21 protein-coding genes and 2 tRNA genes are annotated in these 21286 nt (G+C 70.3%); 12 read left to right on the forward strand and 11 right to left on the reverse strand.

Annotated elements, in window-relative coordinates; translation table 11 throughout:
• The first annotated feature begins 105 nt into the window (after positions 1-105).
• Positions 106-1053, forward strand: a complete 948-nt coding sequence (locus IG99_RS21800) for a D-2-hydroxyacid dehydrogenase (protein WP_037676464.1) — start codon at positions 106-108, stop codon at positions 1051-1053.
• 18 nt (positions 1054-1071) lie between these two features.
• Positions 1072-2463 (forward strand): amidase, encoded by a 1392-nt coding sequence (locus IG99_RS21805; protein WP_037676466.1) that lies wholly within the window; start codon positions 1072-1074, stop codon positions 2461-2463.
• Here IG99_RS21805 and IG99_RS21810 read toward each other — a convergent pair.
• Entirely contained in the window at positions 2444-2938 is a 495-nt protein-coding gene (locus IG99_RS21810; RefSeq protein ID WP_037676558.1) for a DUF3830 family protein, read from the reverse strand. The genes IG99_RS21805 and IG99_RS21810 overlap by 20 nt on opposite strands.
• A gap of 107 nt (positions 2939-3045) precedes the next feature.
• Here IG99_RS21810 and ehuB point away from each other — a divergent pair, with 107 nt between their 5' ends.
• The 6 genes from ehuB (at position 3046) to IG99_RS21840 (ending at position 7225) form a co-directional block, all read left to right on the forward strand.
• Positions 3046-3972: an ectoine/hydroxyectoine ABC transporter substrate-binding protein EhuB gene (gene ehuB / locus IG99_RS21815; RefSeq protein WP_037676468.1), complete on the forward strand. Its 927-nt coding sequence runs from the start codon at positions 3046-3048 to the stop codon at positions 3970-3972.
• Complete coding sequence (ehuC, locus tag IG99_RS21820) at positions 3969-4676, forward strand: ectoine/hydroxyectoine ABC transporter permease subunit EhuC (RefSeq protein ID WP_037676469.1); 708 nt, start codon at positions 3969-3971, stop codon at positions 4674-4676. The genes ehuB and ehuC overlap by 4 nt, the downstream gene beginning before the upstream one ends.
• Complete coding sequence (gene ehuD / locus IG99_RS21825; protein WP_037676470.1) at positions 4673-5323, forward strand: ectoine/hydroxyectoine ABC transporter permease subunit EhuD; 651 nt, start codon at positions 4673-4675, stop codon at positions 5321-5323. Before ehuC ends, ehuD begins: the two co-directional genes overlap by 4 nt.
• Entirely contained in the window at positions 5313-6095 is a 783-nt protein-coding gene (gene ehuA / locus IG99_RS21830; protein ID WP_037676471.1) for an ectoine/hydroxyectoine ABC transporter ATP-binding protein EhuA, read from the forward strand. The genes ehuD and ehuA overlap by 11 nt, the downstream gene beginning before the upstream one ends.
• Before the next feature lie 207 nt (positions 6096-6302).
• A complete protein-coding gene (locus IG99_RS21835) occupies positions 6303-7061 on the forward strand; it encodes an IclR family transcriptional regulator (protein ID WP_037676472.1) in 759 nt (252 codons plus the stop codon).
• 90 nt (positions 7062-7151) lie between these two features.
• A tRNA-Lys gene (locus IG99_RS21840) sits at positions 7152-7225 on the forward strand.
• Here the strand turns inward: IG99_RS21840 and IG99_RS44825 are convergent.
• The 6 genes from IG99_RS44825 to IG99_RS21870 form a co-directional block, all read right to left on the reverse strand.
• Positions 7191-8804 carry an AMP-binding protein gene (locus IG99_RS44825; protein WP_078947822.1) on the reverse strand — a complete coding sequence of 538 codons (1614 nt, stop codon included), beginning with the start codon at positions 8802-8804 and terminating at the stop codon, positions 7191-7193. The genes IG99_RS21840 and IG99_RS44825 overlap by 35 nt on opposite strands.
• A gap of 39 nt (positions 8805-8843) precedes the next feature.
• Positions 8844-9311 carry a DUF3592 domain-containing protein gene (locus IG99_RS21850; RefSeq protein ID WP_037676475.1) on the reverse strand — a complete coding sequence of 156 codons (468 nt, stop codon included), beginning with the start codon at positions 9309-9311 and terminating at the stop codon, positions 8844-8846.
• A gap of 88 nt (positions 9312-9399) precedes the next feature.
• Complete coding sequence (locus IG99_RS21855; RefSeq protein ID WP_037676476.1) at positions 9400-9831, reverse strand: DUF3592 domain-containing protein; 432 nt, start codon at positions 9829-9831, stop codon at positions 9400-9402.
• Positions 9832-9879: 48 nt separating this feature from the next.
• Positions 9880-10485, reverse strand: a complete 606-nt coding sequence (locus tag IG99_RS21860) for a lytic polysaccharide monooxygenase auxiliary activity family 9 protein (RefSeq protein WP_037676477.1) — start codon at positions 10483-10485, stop codon at positions 9880-9882.
• Positions 10486-10582: 97 nt separating this feature from the next.
• On the reverse strand, positions 10583-11695 hold the full coding sequence (locus IG99_RS21865; protein WP_037676480.1) for an SPFH domain-containing protein: 1113 nt from the start codon (positions 11693-11695) through the stop codon (positions 10583-10585).
• 39 nt (positions 11696-11734) lie between these two features.
• The gene (locus tag IG99_RS21870; protein ID WP_037676481.1) at positions 11735-13048 is read right to left on the reverse strand and encodes a peptidoglycan-binding protein; all 1314 of its coding nucleotides are present in this window, start codon (positions 13046-13048) and stop codon (positions 11735-11737) included.
• Positions 13049-13207: 159 nt separating this feature from the next.
• Here IG99_RS21870 and IG99_RS21875 point away from each other — a divergent pair.
• The 4 genes from IG99_RS21875 to glxA all read left to right on the forward strand — a co-directional run bounded on the left by IG99_RS21875 (position 13208) and on the right by glxA (position 17774).
• Positions 13208-13281, forward strand: a tRNA-Lys gene (locus IG99_RS21875).
• A gap of 47 nt (positions 13282-13328) precedes the next feature.
• Complete coding sequence (locus IG99_RS52020) at positions 13329-13511, forward strand: FCD domain-containing protein (RefSeq protein WP_158973218.1); 183 nt, start codon at positions 13329-13331, stop codon at positions 13509-13511.
• 322 nt (positions 13512-13833) lie between these two features.
• Positions 13834-15840 (forward strand): glycosyltransferase family 2 protein, encoded by a 2007-nt coding sequence (locus IG99_RS21880; RefSeq protein WP_037676484.1) that lies wholly within the window; start codon positions 13834-13836, stop codon positions 15838-15840.
• Entirely contained in the window at positions 15837-17774 is a 1938-nt protein-coding gene (glxA, locus tag IG99_RS21885) for a radical copper oxidase GlxA (RefSeq protein WP_037676485.1), read from the forward strand. The genes IG99_RS21880 and glxA overlap by 4 nt, the downstream gene beginning before the upstream one ends.
• Positions 17775-17862: 88 nt before the next feature.
• Here glxA and IG99_RS21890 read toward each other — a convergent pair whose 3' ends face one another.
• The 4 genes from IG99_RS21890 to IG99_RS21905 form a co-directional block, all read right to left on the reverse strand.
• The gene (locus IG99_RS21890; RefSeq protein WP_037676486.1) at positions 17863-18879 is read right to left on the reverse strand and encodes a glycoside hydrolase family 6 protein; all 1017 of its coding nucleotides are present in this window, start codon (positions 18877-18879) and stop codon (positions 17863-17865) included.
• Between the two features lie 148 nt (positions 18880-19027).
• Positions 19028-19693, reverse strand: coding sequence for a class F sortase (locus IG99_RS21895; RefSeq protein WP_037676488.1), 666 nt, complete (start codon positions 19691-19693; stop codon positions 19028-19030).
• 5 nt (positions 19694-19698) lie between these two features.
• Positions 19699-20304, reverse strand: coding sequence for a hypothetical protein (locus IG99_RS21900; RefSeq protein WP_037676489.1), 606 nt, complete (start codon positions 20302-20304; stop codon positions 19699-19701).
• A gap of 114 nt (positions 20305-20418) precedes the next feature.
• A complete protein-coding gene (locus tag IG99_RS21905; RefSeq protein WP_037676490.1) occupies positions 20419-21198 on the reverse strand; it encodes an HAD-IIA family hydrolase in 780 nt (259 codons plus the stop codon).
• Positions 21199-21286 lie beyond the last annotated feature (88 nt).

Below are 21286 nucleotides of genomic sequence, written 5' to 3' on the forward strand. Positions count from 1 at the left end.
ACGGACCGTACGATCGCCCGTGTTGACGAAGGTAGGTTCGGGTGCGAGCGTGGTCAATCCGCGCATGTCAGGCACTTGGTCAATCCGTGAGGAACGCCCATCCCGATGACCGCACCCACCCTGCTCGTCCTGGACGCCGATCCCCTCCCCCGCCTCGGCCGCCTCACCGGACGCGCGCGCATCGTGCACGCGGATCCCGGCACGCTGGCCGAGCGGCTACCACAGGCCGACGTCCTGCTGGTGTGGGACTTCGCCTCGCACGCGGTGCGCGCGGCCTGGCCGGGCGAGGGGCCCCGGCCGCGCTGGGTGCACACCGCGAGCGCGGGCGTGGACCATCTGATGTGTCCGGAACTCGCCGCCTCCGACACGGTGGTGACCAACGCGCGCGGCGTCTTCGACGAGCCGATCGCCGAGTACGTCGCCGCTCTCGTCCTGGCGATGGCGAAGGACCTGCCCCGGACGTGGGAGCTCCAGCGGCAGCGGGAGTGGCGGCACCGCGAGAGCCGGCGGGTCTCCGGCACCCGCGCCTGTGTGGTCGGCTCCGGGCCGATCGGCCGGGCGATCGCGCGCACGCTGAAGGCGCTGGGTGTGACCACGGCGATCGTCGGCCGGGTGCCGCGCACCGGCATCCACGGACCGGACGACCTGGACCGGCTGATGGCCCGCGCCGACTGGGTGATCGCGGCCGCACCGCTCACCGACGACACGCACGGCATGTTCGACGCCCGCCGCTTCGGTGTGATGCAGCCGTCCGCCTGCTTCGTCAACGTCGGGCGCGGACAGCTCGTCGTGGAGGACGCGCTGGTCGAGGCGCTCGCCAAGCGGTGGATCGCGGGCGCCGCCCTGGACGTCTTCGGCACCGAACCCCTCCCCGCCGACAGCCCGTTGTGGCAGGTGCCGGGCCTGATCGTGTCCCCGCACATGAGCGGTGACACCGTCGGCTGGCGAGACGAACTCGCCGCGCAGTTCGTGGAGTTGTTCGAGCGCTGGGCGGCCGGGAAATCCCTGACGAACGTCGTGGACAAGAAGCGCGGATACGTACCGGGCCACTGACCTTCCCCTGGAGGGCGCATGACGGATCTGACCGACCTCACCGCCGTCGAACTCGTCGAGGGTTATCGCGCGGGCGCCTTCAGTCCCGTGGAGGCGGTCCGGGCGGCTCTGGAGCGGGCCGAGCGGATCCAGCCGGAGGTGAACGCGTTCGTCCGGCTCCTGGCCGAGGAGGCGCAGGCGCAGGCGCGGGCGTCGGCGGACCGCTGGCGGCGGGGCGAGCCGACGGGTCTGCTGGACGGCGTCCCCGTCACCGTCAAGGACATCCTGCTGCTGCGCGGCCATCCGACCCTGCGCGGCTCGAAGACCGTCGCGGAGGCGGGGCCCTGGGACGAGGACGCCCCCTCCGTGGCCCGTCTGCGCGAGCACGGCGCGGTCTTCCTGGGCAAGACCACGACACCCGAGTTCGGCTGGAAGGGCGTCACGGACTCGCCGCTGTCGGGCGTGACCCGCAATCCGCACGACCCCTCGCGCACCGCGGGCGGCTCCAGCGGGGGCAGCGCGGCCGCGGTGGCGCTCGGCGCCGGGCCGCTGTCGCTGGGCACGGACGGCGGGGGCAGTGTGCGCATCCCGGCCGCGTTCTGCGGGATCTTCGCGCTCAAGCCGACGTACGGCCGGGTTCCGCTCTACCCGGCCAGCGCCTTCGGCACCCTGGCCCATGTGGGTCCCATGACCCGCGACGCGGCCGACGCGGCCCTGCTCATGGACGTGATCGCCGCGCCGGACTCGCGGGACTGGTCGGCGCTGGAGCCGACCGGGCGGCCGTACTCGGACGCGCTGGGCGGGGGTGTGCGCGGGCTGCGTGTCGCCTACTCACCCACCTTCGGCGGTCAGGTCGCGGTGCGTCCGGCGGTGGCGGCGGCGGTACGCCGAGCCGTGGAGCGGCTCGCGGGCCTCGGCGCTTACGTCGAGGAGACCGACCCCGACTTCACCGACCCGGTGGAGGCGTTCCACACCCTGTGGTTCAGCGGGGCGGCCCGGGTGGCCCAGCATCTGTCACCCCGTCAACGGGAGGTGCTGGACCCCGGTTTCCGGGACGTCACCGCGCAGGGCGCCCGCCGCTCCGCGCTGGACTACCTGGCGGCGGTGGACGTGCGCATGGAACTCGGCCGCCGTATGGGCCGTTTCCACGACACCTACGACCTGCTGGTCACGCCGACCCTCCCCATCACCGCGTTCGAGGCGGACGCGGAGGTGCCGAAGGGCTCGGGCCACCACCGCTGGACGGGCTGGACCCCCTTCACCTATCCCTTCAACATGACCCAGCAGCCCGCGGCGAGCGTCCCGGTGGGCACGGACCCCGACGGACTGCCGGTCGGCCTCCAACTCGTGGCCGCCCGCCACCGCGACGACCTGGTGCTGCGAGCGGCACACGCGCTGTACGAAGCGGGAGTCACCCCCGGCGGAAGCTGAGCGTCTCCCCCGCGGCCCCCGTGCGCCACAGGTCATTGCAGGCGGTGGCCATCTCCTCCAGGCCTTCGACGATCCGGCCCCAGACGATGCCGGGGACCCAGCCGACGTCGCCGTTGAGGAGGAGGTTGTTGCGTTCGTAGAAGAGGGCCAGGTCGACGAGGGTGGTGCCCGGGCGGACCTCGCGGTCGTAGCCGTACGCCTTCGTGCCCAGCTCCGAGCCGGCGAAGGAGAAGTAGCAGAGGTCGCCCGGTATGGGGGTCACGGTCGGGTTTTCCAGGGGTGGTTCGGATGTCGCGAAGGGCGGGAAAAGGGCATAGATCTCGTTGCGTGCGTATTTCGCGTGGTAGACGTCCCCGGCGAGCGGAAGGGCGTCCCAGACCGTCGCGCAGGTGATCGGGGCACGGTCGTCGAGGAGTTCGGCCGTGCAGTGGATGTCACGTGTGACCAGCGAGACTTCGATGTAGCGGTCAGCCATGCCCTCCATGGGAGTGCCCGATTCCGCCGCGGTCAAGGGTGCCGGGCAGACGTGCGGGGCTTGAAAAGATCGGCATAAGTGGCACGTCGTCGGGTAGCCGCGCGCCCATGGCTCCACCAAGCAGAAGTCCACACAGTCCACTGAGACGCCCCGAGCACGGCTCGGGACCCGCTCGCCGGTCGCTGCTCGCGGGGGTGGCGGCGCTCGGCGCGCTGGGTGCCGCCGGCTGCTCGCGCGTGGCCACGGCGTCCACGACCGGGGGCGGGGAACTGCTCGACCGGCTGCGGGCGCAGGGTGTCGTACGGCTCGGGATCGCCGGTGAGATCCCGTTCGGCTACATCGACAAGGACGGGAACCTCACCGGCGAGGCGCCCGAATTGGCCAAGGTCATCTTCAAGCGGCTCGGAGTGGACCGGGTGCAGCCCGTGCCGACCGAGTTCGGCTCGCTCATACCGGGCCTGAACGCGCAGCAGTTCGACGTGGTCGCGGCCGGGATGTACGTCAACCCGGAGCGCTGCGAGCAGGTCATCTTCGCCGACCCCGACTACCAGATGCTCGACTCCTTCATCGTGCGCAAGGGAAACCCGAAGGGGCTGCACACCTACAAGGACGTCATCGAGAAGAAGGCGAAGTTCGCGACCGGGACCGGCTACGCCGAGATCCAGTACGCGGTCGACGCGGGGTACAAGCAGAGCGACATCCTCATCGTCCCCGACCAGGTCGCGGGGCTCAACGCCGTCGAGGCCGGACGTGTCGACGTGTTCGCCGGTACGGCGCTCACCGCCCGAGAGGTGGTGAAGAAGTCGAGCAAGGCCGAGGCGACCAAGCCGTTCGCACCGCTGGTGGACGGCAAACCGCACGTCGACGGGGGCGCTTTCGCCTTCCGGCGGACCGAGACGAAGCTGCGTGACGCCTTCAACGTCGAGCTGCGGAAGCTGAAGAAGAGCGGCGAGCTCTTCCGGATCCTCGAGCCGTTCGGCTTCAGCAAGGCCGAGATGACCGATCTGACCGCGAAGGAGTTGTGCGGCGGATGACCTCGGGACTCTGGGAACTCGTACTCAAGGGCGTCTGGACCACCATCCAGCTGCTCGTGCTCAGCGCGCTGCTCGGTGTCGTCGTGTCCTTCGTGGTCGGCATCGCGCGCACCCACCGGCTGCGGATCGTCCGCTTCCTGGCGGGCTTCTACACGGAGGTGTTCCGCGGCACCTCGGCCCTGGTGATGATCTTCTGGGTGTTCTTCGTGCTGCCGCTGGCCTTCGGCTGGCAGCTGGTGCAGTTGTGGGCCGGCACGCTGGCACTCGGCCTGACCTACGGCGCGTACGGCGCGGAGATCGTGCGCGGCGCGCTGTCCGCCGTCGACCCGGCGCAGAAGGAGGGCGGGATCGCCCTCAGCTTCACGCCGTGGCAGCGGATGCGGCTGATCCTGCTGCCGCAGGCGGTGCCGGAGATGATCCCGCCGTTCTCCAACCTGCTGGTAGAGCTGCTCAAGGGCACCGCGCTGGTGTCGATCACGGGCATGGGCGACCTGACCTTCAGTGGCAACCTGGTGCGGCTGGCGCTCCAGGAGAGCGCGGAGATCTACGCGTACGTCCTGCTCATCTACTTCGTGATCGCCTTCCTGCTCACGCGGCTCATGCGCGGTCTTGAGGCGCGGTTGAAGGCGAACGTCGGGAAGGCGCCGGAGCGCAGGACCGTCACGGAGCCCGGGCCGGTCGGTGTCGGTGGAGGTGTCGCATGACGTGGGACTGGAACGCCGTATCCGACTTCATGCCGCAGTTCTGGGACGGCCTGCTGATCACCCTGCAGGCGCTGGTCCTCGGCTCGCTGATCTCGTTCGCCCTGGGGCTGGTGTGGGCGCTGCTGATGCGCACGCCGAGCCGCTTCGTGCGCTGGCCCGTCGGGATCGTCACGGAGTTCGTGCGCAACACGCCGCTGCTGGTCCAGCTGTTCTTCCTCTTCTACGTGCTGCCCGAGTGGGGCGTGACGTTCTCGGCGCTGACCACCGGCGTGATCGGGATCGGGCTGCACTACTCGACGTACACGATGCAGGTCTACCGGGCCGGTATCGAGGCGGTGCCGGTCGGCCAGTGGGAGGCGGCGACGGCACTGAACCTGTCGCGTCGGCGGACCTGGACGGCGGTGATCCTGCCGCAGGCGATCCGCAGGGTCGTGCCGGCACTCGGCAACTACGTGATCTCGATGCTCAAGGACACGCCGATGCTGATGGTGATCACCGTCCTGGACATGCTCGGCCAGGCACGGCTCTTCTCCCAGCAGCACTTCCAGTTCACCGAGCCCCTCACGGTGATCGGCGTGGCCTTCATCGTCATCTCCTATCTGGCCTCCCTTCTTCTGCGCACCCTGGAGCGACGCCTTGTCCGTTGAGACCTCGAAGCAGCCGACCGACCTCCATACGACCCCCAGCGAGCTGATCCGCCTGGAGCAGGTGACCAAGCGGTTCGGGAGCAACACCGTCCTCGACCACCTGGACTTCTCGGTGCAGGCGGGCCGCCACGTCACCCTCATCGGGCCGTCCGGATCGGGCAAGACCACGATCCTGCGGCTGCTGATGACACTGACCAAGCCCGACGAGGGCACGATCACCGTCGACGGGCAGCGGCTCTTCCCGGCGTCGGACAAGCAGTGCCGCGAGGTGCGCAAGCAGATCGGGATGGTGTTCCAGCAGTTCAACCTGTTCCCGAACATGACCGTCCTGCGCAACATCACCGAGGCGCCGGTGACCGTGCTCGGCCTGTCCAAGGACGAGGCGGAGGCGCGCGCCCGGGAACTGCTCGACCTGGTCGGCCTCGCCGACAAGTGCGACGCCCGGCCCTCACAGCTCTCCGGCGGCCAGCAGCAGCGGGTGGCCATCGCGCGGGCGCTGGCGATGCGGCCCAAGGTGCTGCTGCTCGACGAGGTGACCTCCGCGCTGGACCCGGAGCTGGTCGCGGGCGTCCTCGACCTGCTCCGTGACATCGCCCGCACCACCGACATCACGATGCTCTGCGTGACCCACGAGATGAGTTTCGCCCGGGACATCTCCGACCAGGTACTGATGTTCGACTCGGGCCGGGTCATCGAGTCGGGTCCGCCGGAGCAGATCTTCGGCGATCCCGAGCAGGACCGCACCCGGGAATTCCTGAGCGCTGTTCTGTAATTACGCGACGCGCCGGTAGTGTCACGCCAGGTCTCGAGGCCGGTCCTTGACGGCGGCATATGACAAAGGGTCAGTGTCGCAGTTGAGGGGGCCCCGAGAGGGCCACAATCTCGCCAACAACCACTCCACACCGGCCTTTTGACAGCTATCGTGGAGGGGATCCGCTGTCCGGATCACGGCCCAGAAAGCGACCGCAGGGGGACAACCGTGGCGCTGAAGCACGAGCCGACCGCGCCGTACCACTCGGCCCAGGACGCCCTGCGCGTCCTGGAGACAGTGGCACGACACTCCACCGGCGTCACCGACGCCGAACTCGCACGCCGGACCGGCCTCAGCAGGGAGCGGCTGACCACGCTCCTGCTGATGCTGCGCCGTGAGGGGTACGTCGAGCAGGTCGCCGACGGGACGTACGTCACCGGGGACGCGCTCACCCGCCTGAGCTCCGCCCACGGCCATGACCAGGCCGTGCGCGAGCACCTCCAGCGCACCCTCGACCGGCTGCGCGACTCCGTGGGCGCCGCCGTCTACATCAGCCGGTACGTCGACGGCGAGGTCAAGGTCACCCAGTACGCCGCCGGCCCGGCCACGCCCGCGGTCAACGAGTGGGTCGACTTCCGCTACTCCGCCCACGCCACCGCGGTCGGAAAGAGCCTGCTCGGCCAGCTCGACCACAACGGCCGCCGCGACCATCTCTCCCGCCACAAGATGGCCCGCCTCACCTCGCGCACCATCACCAGTGACAAGCTCCTGCTCTCCCGGCTGGAGTCCCAGCCGCCCACCGTGCCCGTCCTGGACCTCCAGGAGTACGCGATCGGCACGGTCTGCGCCGCGGTCCCGATCACGGCGGGGTCGTCGGTCGGCTGCCTCGCCCTGTCCCTGCCGGTCGAGCACGCGCACCGGCTCCGCCAGGCGGCGGACCGGCTGAACCGGGGCGCGACTCCGGTACTGCTGTCACTGGCCCTCTGAAACTCCTCGGCCGGTTGTCGGGAGCACCCCTTCGGACCAGGTAGTATTTTCCCTGTCGCCAACCGCGCAAGCGCGGAGGGCGTGAGTCATGCGCCGCTAGCTCAGTTGGTTAGAGCAGCTGACTCTTAATCAGCGGGTCCGGGGTTCGAGTCCCTGGCGGCGCACGATGACGATGGCGAGGCGTGTTCGCTCCTCCCCCGGCGGCCGCCACCACACCGGGTCGGTGCACCGCAGGCCCTCCTTCCTGAGCCGGGCTCGGTGGATCTTGTTCGTGGCTGTGACCGGAATCCGCCGCACCACCCGTACGAACCGGGGCGCCATCTTCGTGCCGAGGTCCGGCTGGGCGCGGAGGAACGCGGTGAAGGCGACGGGGTCGAAGCGGCCGGCGATCGTCGCCATCACCTGGTCGCCGGTCACCGGATCCGGCACCGCGTAGACCGCGACCGTGTCGGCACCCTCGTACCGGGCGAGGATGTTCTCGATCATCGCGGCGGCCAGGTTCTCGCTGTCGACGCGCAGCCGGTCGTCGGTGCGGCCGGCGAAGTACAGGAAGCCGTCGTCGTCCCGGTAGAAGAGGTCACCGGTCCAGTACCTGCCGTCCCGTAGCCGCTCGGCGTCCGCCTCCGGATGGCGCCAGTAGCCCTCGAAGGGGTTCGGCCCCCGGTTCACCAGTTCCCCGATGGCCTCGTCCCCGTTCAGCAACCGCCCGGCTCCGTCGAACACGGCCCGCGGACACTCCTCACCCGTCTCCGGGTCGAGCACCGCGAGCCCCGGGGCGGCCGGCCCGACCGCCCCGGCCGGTGTCCCGGGCGTCCACTGGATCGCCGCCCCGCCCTCCGACGAGCCGTAGCCCTCCACCAGCCGCACCCCGAACCGCCGCTCGAAGGCCGCCGCGTCCACCCCGCCCGCCTCCGTGCCGAAGCCGAGCCGCAGCGGATGGTCGCGGTCGTCGGGGCGCTCCTCGGTGGCCAGGAGGTACTGGACGGCCCGGCCGACGTAGGTGAAGTACGTGGCCCGAAAGCGCCGTACGTCCGTGAGGAAGCCGGAGGCCGAGAACCGTCGGCGCAGGGCGACGCCCGCTCCGGCCGCCAGCGCGGGCGCCCAGTCGGCGATCACGGCGTTGCCGTGGAACATCGGCATGCAGACGTAGTGCACGTCGTCCGCCACGACCGCGAACTGCTTGGCGAGGGAGCGGCCGGCTGCGGCCAGGCGGCCCTGGGAGCACAGGGCGGCCTTGGGGGCGCCGGTCGAGCCGGAGGTGAAGTAGAGCAGGAGACGGTCCGCCGGGGTGGAGCGGGAGGCGTCGGGGCGGGCGTCGGCGTAGGGGGCGAGCAGGGCGTCGTAGGCCTCGGTGCCGGTGGTGAGGAGGCGGACTCCGGGCAGGTCGAGGCCGGTGAGGAGGGGCAGGTGGGTGCGTTCGGTGACCAGGATCCGGCACTCGGTGTGGAGGATGTCCCGGGCGAGTTCGGAGCCTCTGCGGGTGGGATTGATCCCGGCGATCGCGGCGCCGGCGAGGGCAGCCGCGGACAGCCAGAGCGGGAACTCGGGGGTGTTGTCGAGCAGGACGCCCACGTGCGGCTCCGCGGCCGGCGGCAGCAGTTCGGCGAGCAGCGCGGCGCGGGCCGCGGCGCCCGCGGTCACCTCGTGGTGGGTCAGCGCCCTGTCCTCGAACCACAGCCCCGGCCGGTGGTCGCCCCACCCCGCGGCCACCAGCTCGGCGACGGTACCCCTGGTGGACTCCATGAGCGCGCACGGTAGTTGACGTACCGTCAGATGTGGAGACTAAGGCAGCGGAAAGTCGCCCTCGGCCGCGAACATCAGGTGGGCGGTGACCATGAAGAAGACGCAGAAGGCGACGACCATCCCGCACAGCGCCAGTGCGCACCCGGTGCTCGCCGCGAGCTTGCCCCGTGCCGGGGCGTGGGCCGTGGCGTGCTCGGGGCGGTCTGGCGTGTAGAACACGGTGACGATGTCGCCCTCGACGATCGTCCCCGGCCCGTTCTTCTCCTCGAACCGGACGGGCCGGCCGTCGCGGGTGACGAACTCGTAGACGTGGTGCCGGGTCGTACTCACGGAGCTGCTGCCGCCTCCGCCACTGGTCGTCGTGTACGACCGCAGACACCGTGCCTCCGCCGTGAACCCGCTGTTCCAGGCCCGGCCGACCTGCCGCGAGCGCCCGGTCACGGAGACGGCGGCGAACACCGCGCCGGCGATGATGAACAAGGGCACGATGTAGAAGAAGACTTCCATGGACTCCCCCGAGGTCCGTGCTCCGGCCTGAGCGGCCGGTGTGCAGGGAACGTACCCGCCGGACCCGGGGGACTGTCTCAAGGGAAGCTCAGAGTTTCGGCATGGTCGTCCACGCGTAGAGGATGGCGATGACGGCCGCGCCTATGAAGATCAGCCCGAAGACGGTGCCCGCCTTGTCCTTGCCGGGCTGGGGCTCGGACGCGGTGGCCTTCTCCGGGTCGTGCGCCACGTAGTAGACGAGCACCTCGTCGCCGGCCTCGCGGTCCCGCGGCCCGTTGCTCTCCTTGAAGCGGACCGCGCGGCCGTCGCCGGTCGTGTAGTCGTACTCGTGCCACTGCACGCGCCGGGCCACGTTGTTGACCATCTGGGTCGTGGCCCAGGCACGCACCACTCGGGCTCGGGCGGTGAGCCCGCTCTCCCAGGCGGCCCGCCGCTCCTTACTCCGCCGGACGAGCGCGAACCCGCCCCAGACCAGCAGGGCGATCATGAGCGGCATGACGATGTTGAAGAAGGCGTCCATGAGACGCGGACCCTACCGCGCGGGCCCGGGGCGCCGGTCGGAAGGTGATCAGAAGGTGACGTCCGAGCAGGCGTAGAACGCGTTGCCCGTGTCGGCGATCGTCCAGACCGCGACGACGACGTGGTGGCCGGTGAGGCCGGAGGGGAGTCTGCCGCTGTGGGAGAGGGTGGCGGGCGGGCGCTGTCCGCCGTAGGGGACGGTCAGGAACGGGGTGAGGGTGAGGTCGGCGCGGGCCAGGTTGTGGTTCTGGTTCCAGCCCTGTTTGGTGACGTAGTACCGGAAGTCGGTGGTGGCGTGCATCGCGGTGAACTGCCAGCGGAAGGTGTAGTTCTGGCCGCCGGTGACGCGGGTGGTCGGCCAGGCGCCGCCGGACGGGGTGCGCGGGCCGTCGAGCTGGGCGAAGCGGGTGTTGTTGCCGGAACAGATCCGGCCGTCGGCCGCTCCGGAGGCGGGGAAGCCCTTGGGTCCCTCGACGCTCTGCGGCTCCCACTGGATGTCGCCGCAGTTGGTCACCGAGCCGTTCTGGCACAGCTTCTGCCTGCTGACGGGGAGGTCGGTGTAGCCGTGGCCGCTCGCGCCGCCGACGGAGAGCGCGAAGGCCCCCGCCGTGGTGAGCCCGAGCGCGGCGGCGTACCACTTGGTCTTTTTGCGCATGCTGCCGCTCCTGGAGAACGTGTGGGGAGTTCCGTGAGCCGTGCAGGTCTAGACCAAGCCTCAGATTATGACCAGCTGTTGAGCATGTCCATACCAATCACGCGCCGCCTTCCCCCCGCCCCGCGCAGAACGCCACCGTCAAGTCCTTCACCAGCACCTTGCGTTCGTAGTCGTCCAGCTCCACAAGGCCCCGCATGGTCAGCCGCGTCACCGTGTCCTCCACCGAGTCGACCACCGAGGTGAGCACGCTCGCCCGGTGCTGCGCGTCCAGCGCGGCGATACGGCGGCGGTGCATCGCCGGGGCGACCTCCGGGGCGTACTCCGCCCGGACCGGCCGCACCGAGAACATCTCCAGGCCGACCGCCCCCGCGTCCGCCGCCACCAGCCGGGTCAGCGCCTCCCCCGTCGCGTCCGCGGAGGCCCGCGCGCTCCCCGGCATCTCCACCGGCACCCGGGCGAGCGCCGCCTCGACGCACTCGCGCAGGTACGTCTCATGGTCCTCGACCCCGAGCGTCGCCCGCGCGGTGTCCCGCACCCGCCACACCACGAGGACCACCACCCGCAGCGCCACCCCGTTGCCGTCGGCGGCCGGCATCGGCTCACTGCGCCAGTGCCGCAGCCGCACGTCGACCCGCTGCCGCAGCAGCAGCGGGTTCACCCACAGCAGGCCGGTGCGCCGGACCGTGCCCCGGTAGCGGCCGAAGAGATCGAGCACCCAGGCCCGCCCGGTGCGGCCCCGCGCCAGACCGCCGAACCCGAACAGCCCGAGCGCGGCCGCCCCCACGTACGTCGCCCACTGCACCGGGCCGAGCCCCACCCCCGCGGTGGCCGGCAGCCGCAGCGCCTCCACCGCGAGCGGCGGCAGCGCGCCCGCCCACCACGACGTGGCCACACAGCCGGCCACCCCACAGCTCCCGGCCAGCAGCCCCACCGCCCCCGGCAGCACCCGCGCGGGCCGCTCCACCAGCGCCGGGTCGACCTCGGCCACCGTCCGCGCCGGCGCCTGGACCGGTCGCCGCAACCGCGGCTGTTCACCCGTGCCCTGCCGGCGCCCCACCACGGCCGGGCCGAGCGGCACCGGGTCCGGCTGGTCGGGGTCGTCGCGGAACAGCAGATGCACGGGGATCTCGGTGGTCACCTCGTTGTGGATGAGCCGGGCCGTCCGGGACGGTCCCTCGGGCTCCGGGGTCGGTGCAGTGGTCGTACTCATCGCGTGCCTCCAGCCTCCGCGCCAGATGCGTCAGGTGCGTCAGGAAAAGAGCCGCCGCCAGGTCTCCGGGCCCGGGTAGCCGTCCGCCGCGCCACCGCGCCAGCCCTGGGCACGCTGGAACGCCTCGACGGCCCGTCGGTCCGCCTCGCCCCAGCGGGGTCCCGGGTCTGTCGGGTAGTGCCTGCCGAATCCCTTCCTCACCAGCTGCCTGCCCAGCTGGGTGACGTGCGCGTTCTCGGCGCCCGGCCGGAACACGGCCCGCCCGGGGTAGGCCGGGACCGTGCCGGACGGTTCCGTCGGCCCCGCCGCTCCGGTCGTGGCGGCGCGCCCCTTGCCGGTGACCAGCAGCGCCCAGGTCCGCGGCCCCGGCAGCCCGTCCGCGTCGGCGCCCCGCCAGCCCTGGGCCAGCTGGAAGGCCCGGGTGGCCCGCCGGTCCGCGTCCGACCAGCGCGAGCCGGGACGTCGGCCGTAGGAGGAACCGGCGCCGCGCGCGACGAGCATCCGGCCGAGCTGGGCGACGTACGCGTTGTCCGCCCCGGGACCGAAGGCCGCGGGGCCCGGGTACAGCACGTGCGGGGTGCCACCGGCCGGCTTGGGGGCGCTTGCCGCCGACTCCCGCGCCGCCGTCTCCGTCGTGAGGTACTTGTAGCGGTAGGGGACGTAGCGGTTGGCGTTGCTCCAGTAGGCGTAGGGCGTGGCCAGCGTGCGCGTGTGCGGGCGGGTCTGCTCGTAGGCCGCGTAGGTGGTGTGCGTGCCGTTGGTCCAGCCGCCGAAGAGGACGACGTGCGAGCCGTTCTGGGGGTTCGCCGGATTGTGGAAGAGCAGCATGTCGCCGGGTTGGAGTTCCTCCTTGGAAATCCGGTCGCCGAACCTGTGGAGACTGCCCGTCCATTCGTTGCCCGGCAGGTTCCACGCCATCGACACGAAGCCCGAGCAGTCCTGGCGGTACCCGTCGGACCAGTAGGCGCTCATGCGATAGGGCACCTTCGCCCTGACCCACCTCCTGGCCCGGTCGATGATCTCCGTACGGGTCGTCGGAGGCGGCTTGGCCGAGTCCGTCGGCTGGGTCTGCGTCCCGGCCGCCCCGTGCAGCGGGGCCGCGCCGCCCTGCGGGGTCTCGGGATCGTCATCTGCGGGAACGCCGGGCCGGACGGGGCCGTGCGGGGCGGCGAGCGCCGGTACGGCGTGGCCCGCGCCGAGCGCCGTGGAGGCGGCGGCCGCGACGATCAGGGTCCGGTGGACGGCGGCGCGGCCGACCGGGGAGGACGGCGGAAGGGCGCGGTGCCGGAGAGCGCATCCGGGGCAGTCACAGTCGCTCACGGGGTCGAATTCCTCGAACACCGGAGTCTCCATGCGATTCCCCTCACACTTCGGGTGGAAATGTCCGCGCCTGTACACGTTCGCCAGTTTCGCAACCGTCTTCGTCAGGCGCATGTTGACGGTCCGAATGATGTACGGGGGGCGATGGTCAGGAGCACTTCCAGAGGTCCGGTAGAGTTACGACGTCAGCAGGCGCCGCTAGCTCAGTTGGTTAGAGCAGCTGACTCTTAATCAGCGGGTCCGGGGTTCGAGTCCCTGGCGGCGCACAGACAGGACGGGCTCCTCGTACGACGAGGGGCCCGTTCCGCGTTTGGTGGACGTACCGCAGGATCCGAAGGTCACCTGCCGGCAGCGCCGGGAGATCGTCGACGCCGTTCGGTCGGGCGACTCCGTTCGAGCGGAGAACGCCATAAGGGACCACTTCGATCACATTCGTGCACGACTGTCCACTACCGTCCACAAGGCAGATACAAGGCCCCCACACGCGCAACAATGAGCGCGTATGGCCGGTAAACACCGCGTTTCGCGTCTTGCGATCATGCCGGACACCGTAGAACCCTGGTGTCAAAGTGCTGCGGTTTCGCGGCAGTTGGGGGTATGCATCCGGTTGCGCGACTTGCGGGGAGAGGGGCCCCGTTCGCGAACAAGATGCCGAGCGGGGCATCCGCAACCGGAAAGTCGCCCTTCCATGTCTTCAGGGAGGAATGGCATGGAACGTGCGGCTTTACCGATGAGACGCCTGTGAGAGCCGGGGGGCCGCGACAGGCGTGGAAAGACAACGACGACACGCGGGTGACCCGCGTGTGGGGGGATGACTCATGACGTCGACGCCGACGGGCGCCCGGCACCACCACGACCCGTCACCAACGAGGCAGCTCAGGACGGACACGCACCGGACCGGGGGGACCGGGTCGTTCCGCCGAATCAGCAAGACGCTGCCGAGATACGACTACGAGCACTACAGCCGACTGGCGGGACCCCTCACCCAGCCCGACCCGAACAAGCCCTACAAGGTGCGCTACCGCTCGCTGCTCTCCCAGGAGCCGCACCGGATCCGGGCCGCGCTCATGCTGGGCGCCGCGCCCCTGCTCTCGCTGGTCCTGCTCGGCTGGCTGCTGCAGCCGGAGCACTGGACCCGACGGGACTACCCGGCCTTCGACTGGCTGCCCGCACTCGACATGGTGATGCTGGTCGCGATCGGCCTGATCGAGTTCTTCCGCTGCATGAACGTGCTGTCCAACGCGCACGCCACCCTGGTCGCCCGCGACCCGGTCCCGGTGGTCCCGGAGACCGGCACGAAAGTCGCCTTCCTGACCTCCTTCGTGCCCGGCAAGGAACCGCTGGAGATGGTGACGAAGACCCTGGAGGCCGCCGTCCGGCTGCGCCACCGGGGCCTTCTGCACGTCTGGCTCCTCGACGAGGGCAACGACCCCGAGGTGAAGGCGGTCTGCGAGCGGCTCGGCGTGCGCCACTTCTCCCGCAAGGGCATCGAGAAGTGGAACCGCCCCTCGGGCCCGCACCGCGCCAAGACCAAGCACGGCAACTACAACGCCTGGCTCGACGCGCACGGCGACGACTACGACTACTTCGCCTCCGTCGACACCGACCACGTGCCGCTGCCCAACTACCTGGAGCGGATGCTCGGCTTCTTCCGCGACCCCGACGTCGGCTTCGTCATCGGCCCGCAGGTCTACGGCAACTACGACACCTTCGTCACCAAGGCCGCCGAGTCCCAGCAGTTCCTCTTCCACGCCCTCATCCAGCGGGCGGGCAACTTCTACGGCGCCCCCATGTTCGTGGGCACCTCGAACGCCGTACGCATCAAGGCGCTCAAGCAGATCGGCGGGCTGTACGACTCGATCACCGAGGACATGGCGACCGGCTTCGAGATCCACCGGCACCGCAACCCGGCCACCGGGAAGAAGTGGCGGTCGGTGTACACGCCGGACGTGCTCGCGGTGGGCGAGGGCCCGAACGCCTGGACGGACTTCTTCACCCAGCAGCTGCGCTGGTCGCGGGGCACCTACGAGACCATCCTCAAGCAGTACTGGAAGGGCTGGTACTCGCTGCCGCCCGGCAAGCTCTTCAACTACACGATGATGATCATCTTCTATCCGATGTCGGCCCTCAACTGGATCCTCGCGGCGCTGAGCTGCGCCCTGTTCCTGGGCCTGGGCGCCTCCGGCGTCAACATCGACCCGACGGTCTGGCTGATGCTCTACGGCAACGCCTCCGCGCTCCAGATCGGCCTGTACATCTGGAACCGACGGCACAACGTCTCCCCGCACGAGCCGGAGGGCTCGGGCGGTGTGGCGGGCATGGTCATGTCGGCGCTGTCCGCGCCGATCTACGCCCGCTCGCTGATGGACGCGGTGCTGCGGCGCAAGAGCAAGTTCGTGGTGACGCCGAAGGGCGACTCCGCCTCCCCGGACACCCTGTTCGGGACCTTCCGGATCCACCTGTTCTTCATCACGGTCTTCGGCGCGTCCATCACCGCCGGATTCACCCTCGGGCACGCCCACCCCGCGATGATCACCTGGGCCTCCTTCGCCCTGCTGATCACCGCCTCGCCGATCTTCGCCTGGCGGTGGACACTGCGCGAGGCACGCAAGCGGCCCGCGACGCCCGGACCGGACCCGGACCGGGGGCCGCAGGACGCGGTGCCGGTGGGCGCCACCACCGGGGCCGTGCCGTACGCGCCGCACGGTCACGCGCCCGCGCGCAAGCCGAGTTGGGCCTCCTCGGGTGGCTCTCCCGACGCGCACGGGACCGGTGACCAGACCATGCAGATCGCCCTCGGCGGACTCGGAGGGCGCAAGGAATGACGGAGGGAGCCGGCCGCCGCCGTGCCCGTCGACTCGCGATCGGCACGGCGGTGGTTCTCGCACTGGCCGGAATGAACGGCCCGTGGGTGTACCGCTTCAGCACGGAGCAGTACCACCAGTACAAGATCAACAGGCCGGAGTACAAGGCCGAGAACGGCCACTGGGAGATCGTCGAGTTCCCCGAGGAGTACCGCCAGAACACCATCCACGCGGCGCTCCTGCACACCGGCAAGCTCCTGCTGGTCGCGGGCTCCGGCAACAACCAGGACAACTTCGACGCCAAGCGGTTCGACACCCGGATCTGGGACCCGGTGAACGGCACCATCAAGAAGGTGCCCACCCCGAAGGACCTGTTCTGCACCGGCCACACCCAGCTCGCCAACGGCAATCTGCTGATCGCGGGCGGCACCAAGCGGTACGAGAAGCTGAAGGGTGACGTCACCAAGGCCGGCGGCCTGATGATCGTCCACAACGAGAACCCGGACAAGCCGATCACGCTGCCCGCCGGCACGAAGTTCAAGGGCAGGGAGAACGGCAGGACGTTCGTCTCCAAGGACCCGGTGGTCGTCGAGCGGGCGACGAAGAACTTCGACAAGAAGACCGGCAAGTTCCTCGGCAACACGCCCGGCCTCGGCCGTATCTACGTCGAGGCGCAGAAGCGCGGCGCGAAGTACGAGACCGGTACGCAGGACAACTACCGCATCCAGGGCCTGACCGGCGTCGACGCCCGCAACACCTACGGCATCGCACAGAAGCTCGCGCTCGACAAGAAGGACTTCCAGGGGATCAGGGACGCCTTCGAGTTCGATCCGGTCGCCGAGAAGTACATCAAGGTCGATCCGATGAAGGAGGCCCGCTGGTATCCGACGCTGACGACCCTGAGCGACGGAAAGGTCCTCAGCGTCTCGGGTCTCGACGACATCGGGCAGCTGGTGCCCGGAAAGAACGAGGTCTTCGACCCGAAGGCGCGGACGTGGACGTACACGCCGAAGGAACGTCAGTTCCCCACCTACCCGGCGCTGTTCCTGATGCAGAACGGCAAGATCTTCTACTCGGGTTCCAACGCCGGGTACGGGCCGGACGACGTGGGGCGCGAACCGGGGATCTGGGACGTGCGCAGCAACAGATTCACCAAGCTGCCCGGGCTCAGTGACCCCAAGCTGATGGAGACCTCCGGGACGGTGCTGCTGGCGCCGGCGCAGGACGAGCGGTTCATGGTGATCGGGGGTGGCGGGGTCGGCGAGTCCAGGCTGTCGAGCAGGAGGACGCGGATCGTCGACCTCAAGGCGGACGGTCCGCGGTTCGTGGACGGGCCGTCCCTGGCGGAGGGGACCCGCTACCCGCAGGCGTCGGTGCTGCCCGACGACACGGTTCTGGTCTCGGGCGGCTCCGAGGACTACCGGGGACGCGGCGACTCCAACATCCTCCAGGCCCGGATCTACCACCCGGACACGAACACCTTCGACCGCGTCGCCGACCCGCTCGTGGGACGGAACTACCACTCCGGGTCGATCCTGCTGCCGGACGGCCGGGTGATGTTCTTCGGGTCCGACTCGCTGTACGGCGACGCGGCGAACACGAAGCCGGGCAAGTTCGAACAGCGGATCGAGATCTACACGCCGCCCTATCTGTACCGGGATTCCCGGCCGTCGCTGTCCGGGGGACCGAAGACGATTCCTCGGGGTGGGACGGGGACGTTCACTTCGCGTCAGGCGTCGTCCATCAGGAAGGTACGGCTGATGCGGCCGAGCGCGTCCACCCATGTGACGGATGTGGATCAGCGCTCCATCGCGCTGGACTACACGGTGGCCGGCGACAAGGTGACGGTCACCGTCCCGAAGAACAGGAATCTGGTGCAGGGCGGCTGGTACATGCTGTTCGCGGACGACGACCGGGGGACGCCCAGTGAGGCGCGGTGGGTTCGGGTGCCGTAGCGCTCCCGCGGGGCCGCGTTCGGGTGCGGGAGCGCTGTGGCTTGTCGCGCCCACGTGGCGGAGCCGCAATCGACGCCGCCCCGCTCCCTTATGGGTGTGAAGCCTTTGCGAGCTTCATGGCGTAGGCGGGCCACCACTGGCCCGCCTTCGGGCCGCCCTTGCACTCGCCGTCGGACTCGCCGGGGCGTTTGATCCAGAGGTAGGCGTCCACCGAAGGGTCCGCGGTGTCGGTGGTGGGGGTCTCGCCCAGGGCCCGGTCCGGGGGGTTGCACCAGCGTTCGTCCTGGTCGCCGCCCGTGTAGGGGCCGTTGCCGTTGCGGCTGGTGTCGATGACGAAGTGTTTGCCGCCGACCTTCGCGGAGAGTTCCTTGCCGTAGGCGATGGAGTCCTCGGTGGAGTAGAAGTTGGAGACGTTGACGGCGAATCCGTCGGCCTGCTCGATGCCCGCGCGTCGCAGCGGGTCGTGGATGCGGTCGGGGGCGTTCCAGCCGGCGTTCCCGGCGTCGATGTAGACCTTCGTGTTCTTCAGCGCCTTGAGCGTGGTGACCGCGCCGTCCAGCAGGTTGAAGCGCTCCTCGTGGAACGCGTCCTGGGTGCAGCCGTCGACCAGGTGCAGCACGGCGTCCGGTTCCAGGATCACCGTGGCGGGGCGGTCGCCGATGCCCCTGGCGACGCCGTCGATCCAGGCGCGGTAGGCGTTGCCGTCGGCGGCGCCGCCCTGCGAGTACTGGCCGCAGTCGCGGTGCGGGATGTTGTAGAGGACGAGGAGCGCGGTGCGGCCGGCCTTGTCGGCGGCCTCGGTGAAGCCGCGAGCCTCCTGCTCCGGGTTCTCCGGGCCGATCCACTCGCCGGTCGGCTGCTCGGCGATCTTGCGGATCTGCTCGGCGTCCGACTTCTCGCCGGTCTTCTCGTACGCGGCGACCTGCTGTGCCGCGGTTCCGTCCGGGTTCACCCAGAACGGGTCGGTCCCCTTGGGCTGCTGGGTGATCCGGGCCCCCTTCCCGGGCGGCTCGGGTTTCCCGTCCTTGCCCTCCCCCGCCGAGGAACACCCGGCGATCAGCAGCGCCGCCCCCAGCGCAGCCATGACCCCCCTGCTGACGTACATCCAACTCCCCCTAGGCTCACGCCAGTTCCACCATCAATCCTGACATACACCCAATCATGCCCAAGAGATCACCGAGGCGATGTCGAGGAGCTGTTACAGCGTGGGAGCCGTCGGACAGTGCCTTCGCCCGGACGCCCGTTCCCGTCGTTCAGACGCCCGTTCCCGTCAGGTACGCCGACACGATCACGTTGGCCGTGTAGCCGCCGCTCGCGCGGTCGAAGGTGCCCCCGCAGGTGATGAGTCGCAGTTCCGCCCGGCCCGGCCGGCGGGGACCGTAGGCACGCCGGGCGTCGAAGGGGTCACTGCCGACGACCTCGACGTCGTCGACGGTGAACTCGGCGATCCTGCCGTCGTCGCGGACCACACGGACCCGGTTGCCCGGGTGCAGAGTGCCGATCCTGTAGAAGACGGCGGGCCGGGTCTTCGTGTCGACATGGCCCACCATCAGCGCGGTACCGGCCGCCCCGGGCTTCACTCCGGCCGCGTACCAGGCCACGACGCCCGCCTGGTCGAAGGGCGGTGGGTCGATCGCGCCCCGCCCGTCCAGACCGCGTCCCACGACCGGCGCCTGCACGTTCAGGTCGGGGATGTCGACGCGCTGCGGCAGGGCGTCCGCCAGCGGCTCGGCTGCGGGCGGCAGCTCCGCCTGCCGGGGACGCCCGACCGTGGCCGCGTCTCCCGTGGTCGCCCCGGACCTCCCCTGCGGCAGGTCGGTCACCTCGCGGCCCCACAGCCAGAGCCCGAGCAGCAGTACCGCCCAGATCAGGCCGGTGAGCAGCCGCCCGGCAGCGGAGGAACGCTCGCCGTCGGACACCGGGGTCAGTCCGTCCCGTGGCCCCGGCGGGCGCTGCGCAGCGCGACGGCCACGGCGGCGACACCGGCGAGGACGAGGCCGGTCACCTCCTGGGCGGTACCGGGGCCGGCCGCGCGGGCGTCGGCCACGGAGGAGTCCCCGACGGAGGTGTCGGCCACGGACGAGGAGAGGTGAGCGGTGCCACCGCCGCCCGCGTGGACCGGGGCGACGGGAGAGGCGGGGGTGACGGGGTCGGAGAGGGGGGCTGCGTGGGGGCCGTGTCCGGAGGACCTGGTCGCGACGGTGAGGTGGCTCGTGACATCGGACGCCGCGCAGGTGATCCTGACCTCGTAGGTGCCGGGTCGGGCGGAGGTGCGGACCCGGGTCTCGCCGGAGAGGGCGTGACCCTCGGTTCCGGCCGGGGCGAGGTGCGCGTCCGTGACGAACGCGGCCGAGGCCGCGGTGGCCGTCGTGGCGGAGCAGTCGGCGACACGGAGGGTGACGTCGGCGCCGGGGGCGGGGGTCGAGGGGGTCACCGAGACGCCGTGCCCGTCCGCCGCGTACGCGGCCGGGGCCAGGGCGGCCACGGCGACGGCGGCACCCGCACAGAAGGTGACTTTCAGTGAACGCATCGTGAACCTCCAGCTCTCTGGAGACTCCCCCGCGCGGCCCGCCCCTGCATCCGCTGGGCCGGGCCACTGCTCCGTACGGGTTACACCAATCGGTCCAGTCGCACCGCTGAATGCCTAGATCCGGTCGACGAGGTCCGCGATCGAGTCGACGACCTTCGAAGGGCGGTACGGGAAGTTCTCGACTTGCCCGGGTGTCGTCAGGCCGGTGAGGACCAGGAAGGTCTGCATCCCGGCCTCCATACCGGCCAGCACGTCGGTGTCCATGCGGTCGCCGATCATCGCGCTGGTCTCGGAGTGCGCCCCGATCGCGTTGAGCCCGGTACGCATCATCAGCGGGTTCGGCTTGCCCGCGAAATACGGCTTCTTGCCGGTCGCCTTGGTGATCAACGCGGCGACGGCGCCGGTCGCGGGGAGCGGGCCCTCGGCGGAGGGGCCGGTCTCGTCCGGGTTGGTGCAGATGAAGCGGGCGCCGGCGTTGATGAGCCGTACCGCCTTCGTCATGGCCTCGAAGGAGTAGGTGCGGGTCTCTCCGAGGACCACGTAGTCGGGCTCGTGGTCGGTGAGGATGTAGCCGATGTCGTGCAGCGCGGTGGTCAGGCCCGCCTCGCCGATGACGTACGCCGAACCGCACGGCCGCTGGTCGTCCAGGAACTTCGCGGTGGCCAGGGCGGACGTCCAGATGTTCTCGATCGGCACGTCCAGGCCCATGCGGCGCAGCCGGGCGTGCAGGTCGCGCGGGGTGTAGATCGAGTTGTTGGTGAGGACGAGGAACGGCTTGCCGGACTCCCGCAGCTTCTTCAGGAAGGCGTCAGCGCCGGGGATCGGGATGCCCTCGTGGATGAGCACACCGTCCATGTCGGTGAGCCACGACTCAATGGGCCTGCGTTCTGCCATGTGCGGGATCTCCTGCCGTACGCCGTACTGCGTGGGCCCCAGCCTAGACATAGGCCCGATCTTGAGGGAATGCGGGGAATGCAGGGAA

Origin of the sequence: Streptomyces griseus subsp. griseus (genome assembly GCF_000720255.1) — a bacterium.
In the GTDB taxonomy this organism is placed as follows: Bacteria; Actinomycetota; Actinomycetes; order Streptomycetales; family Streptomycetaceae; genus Streptomyces; species Streptomyces griseus_I.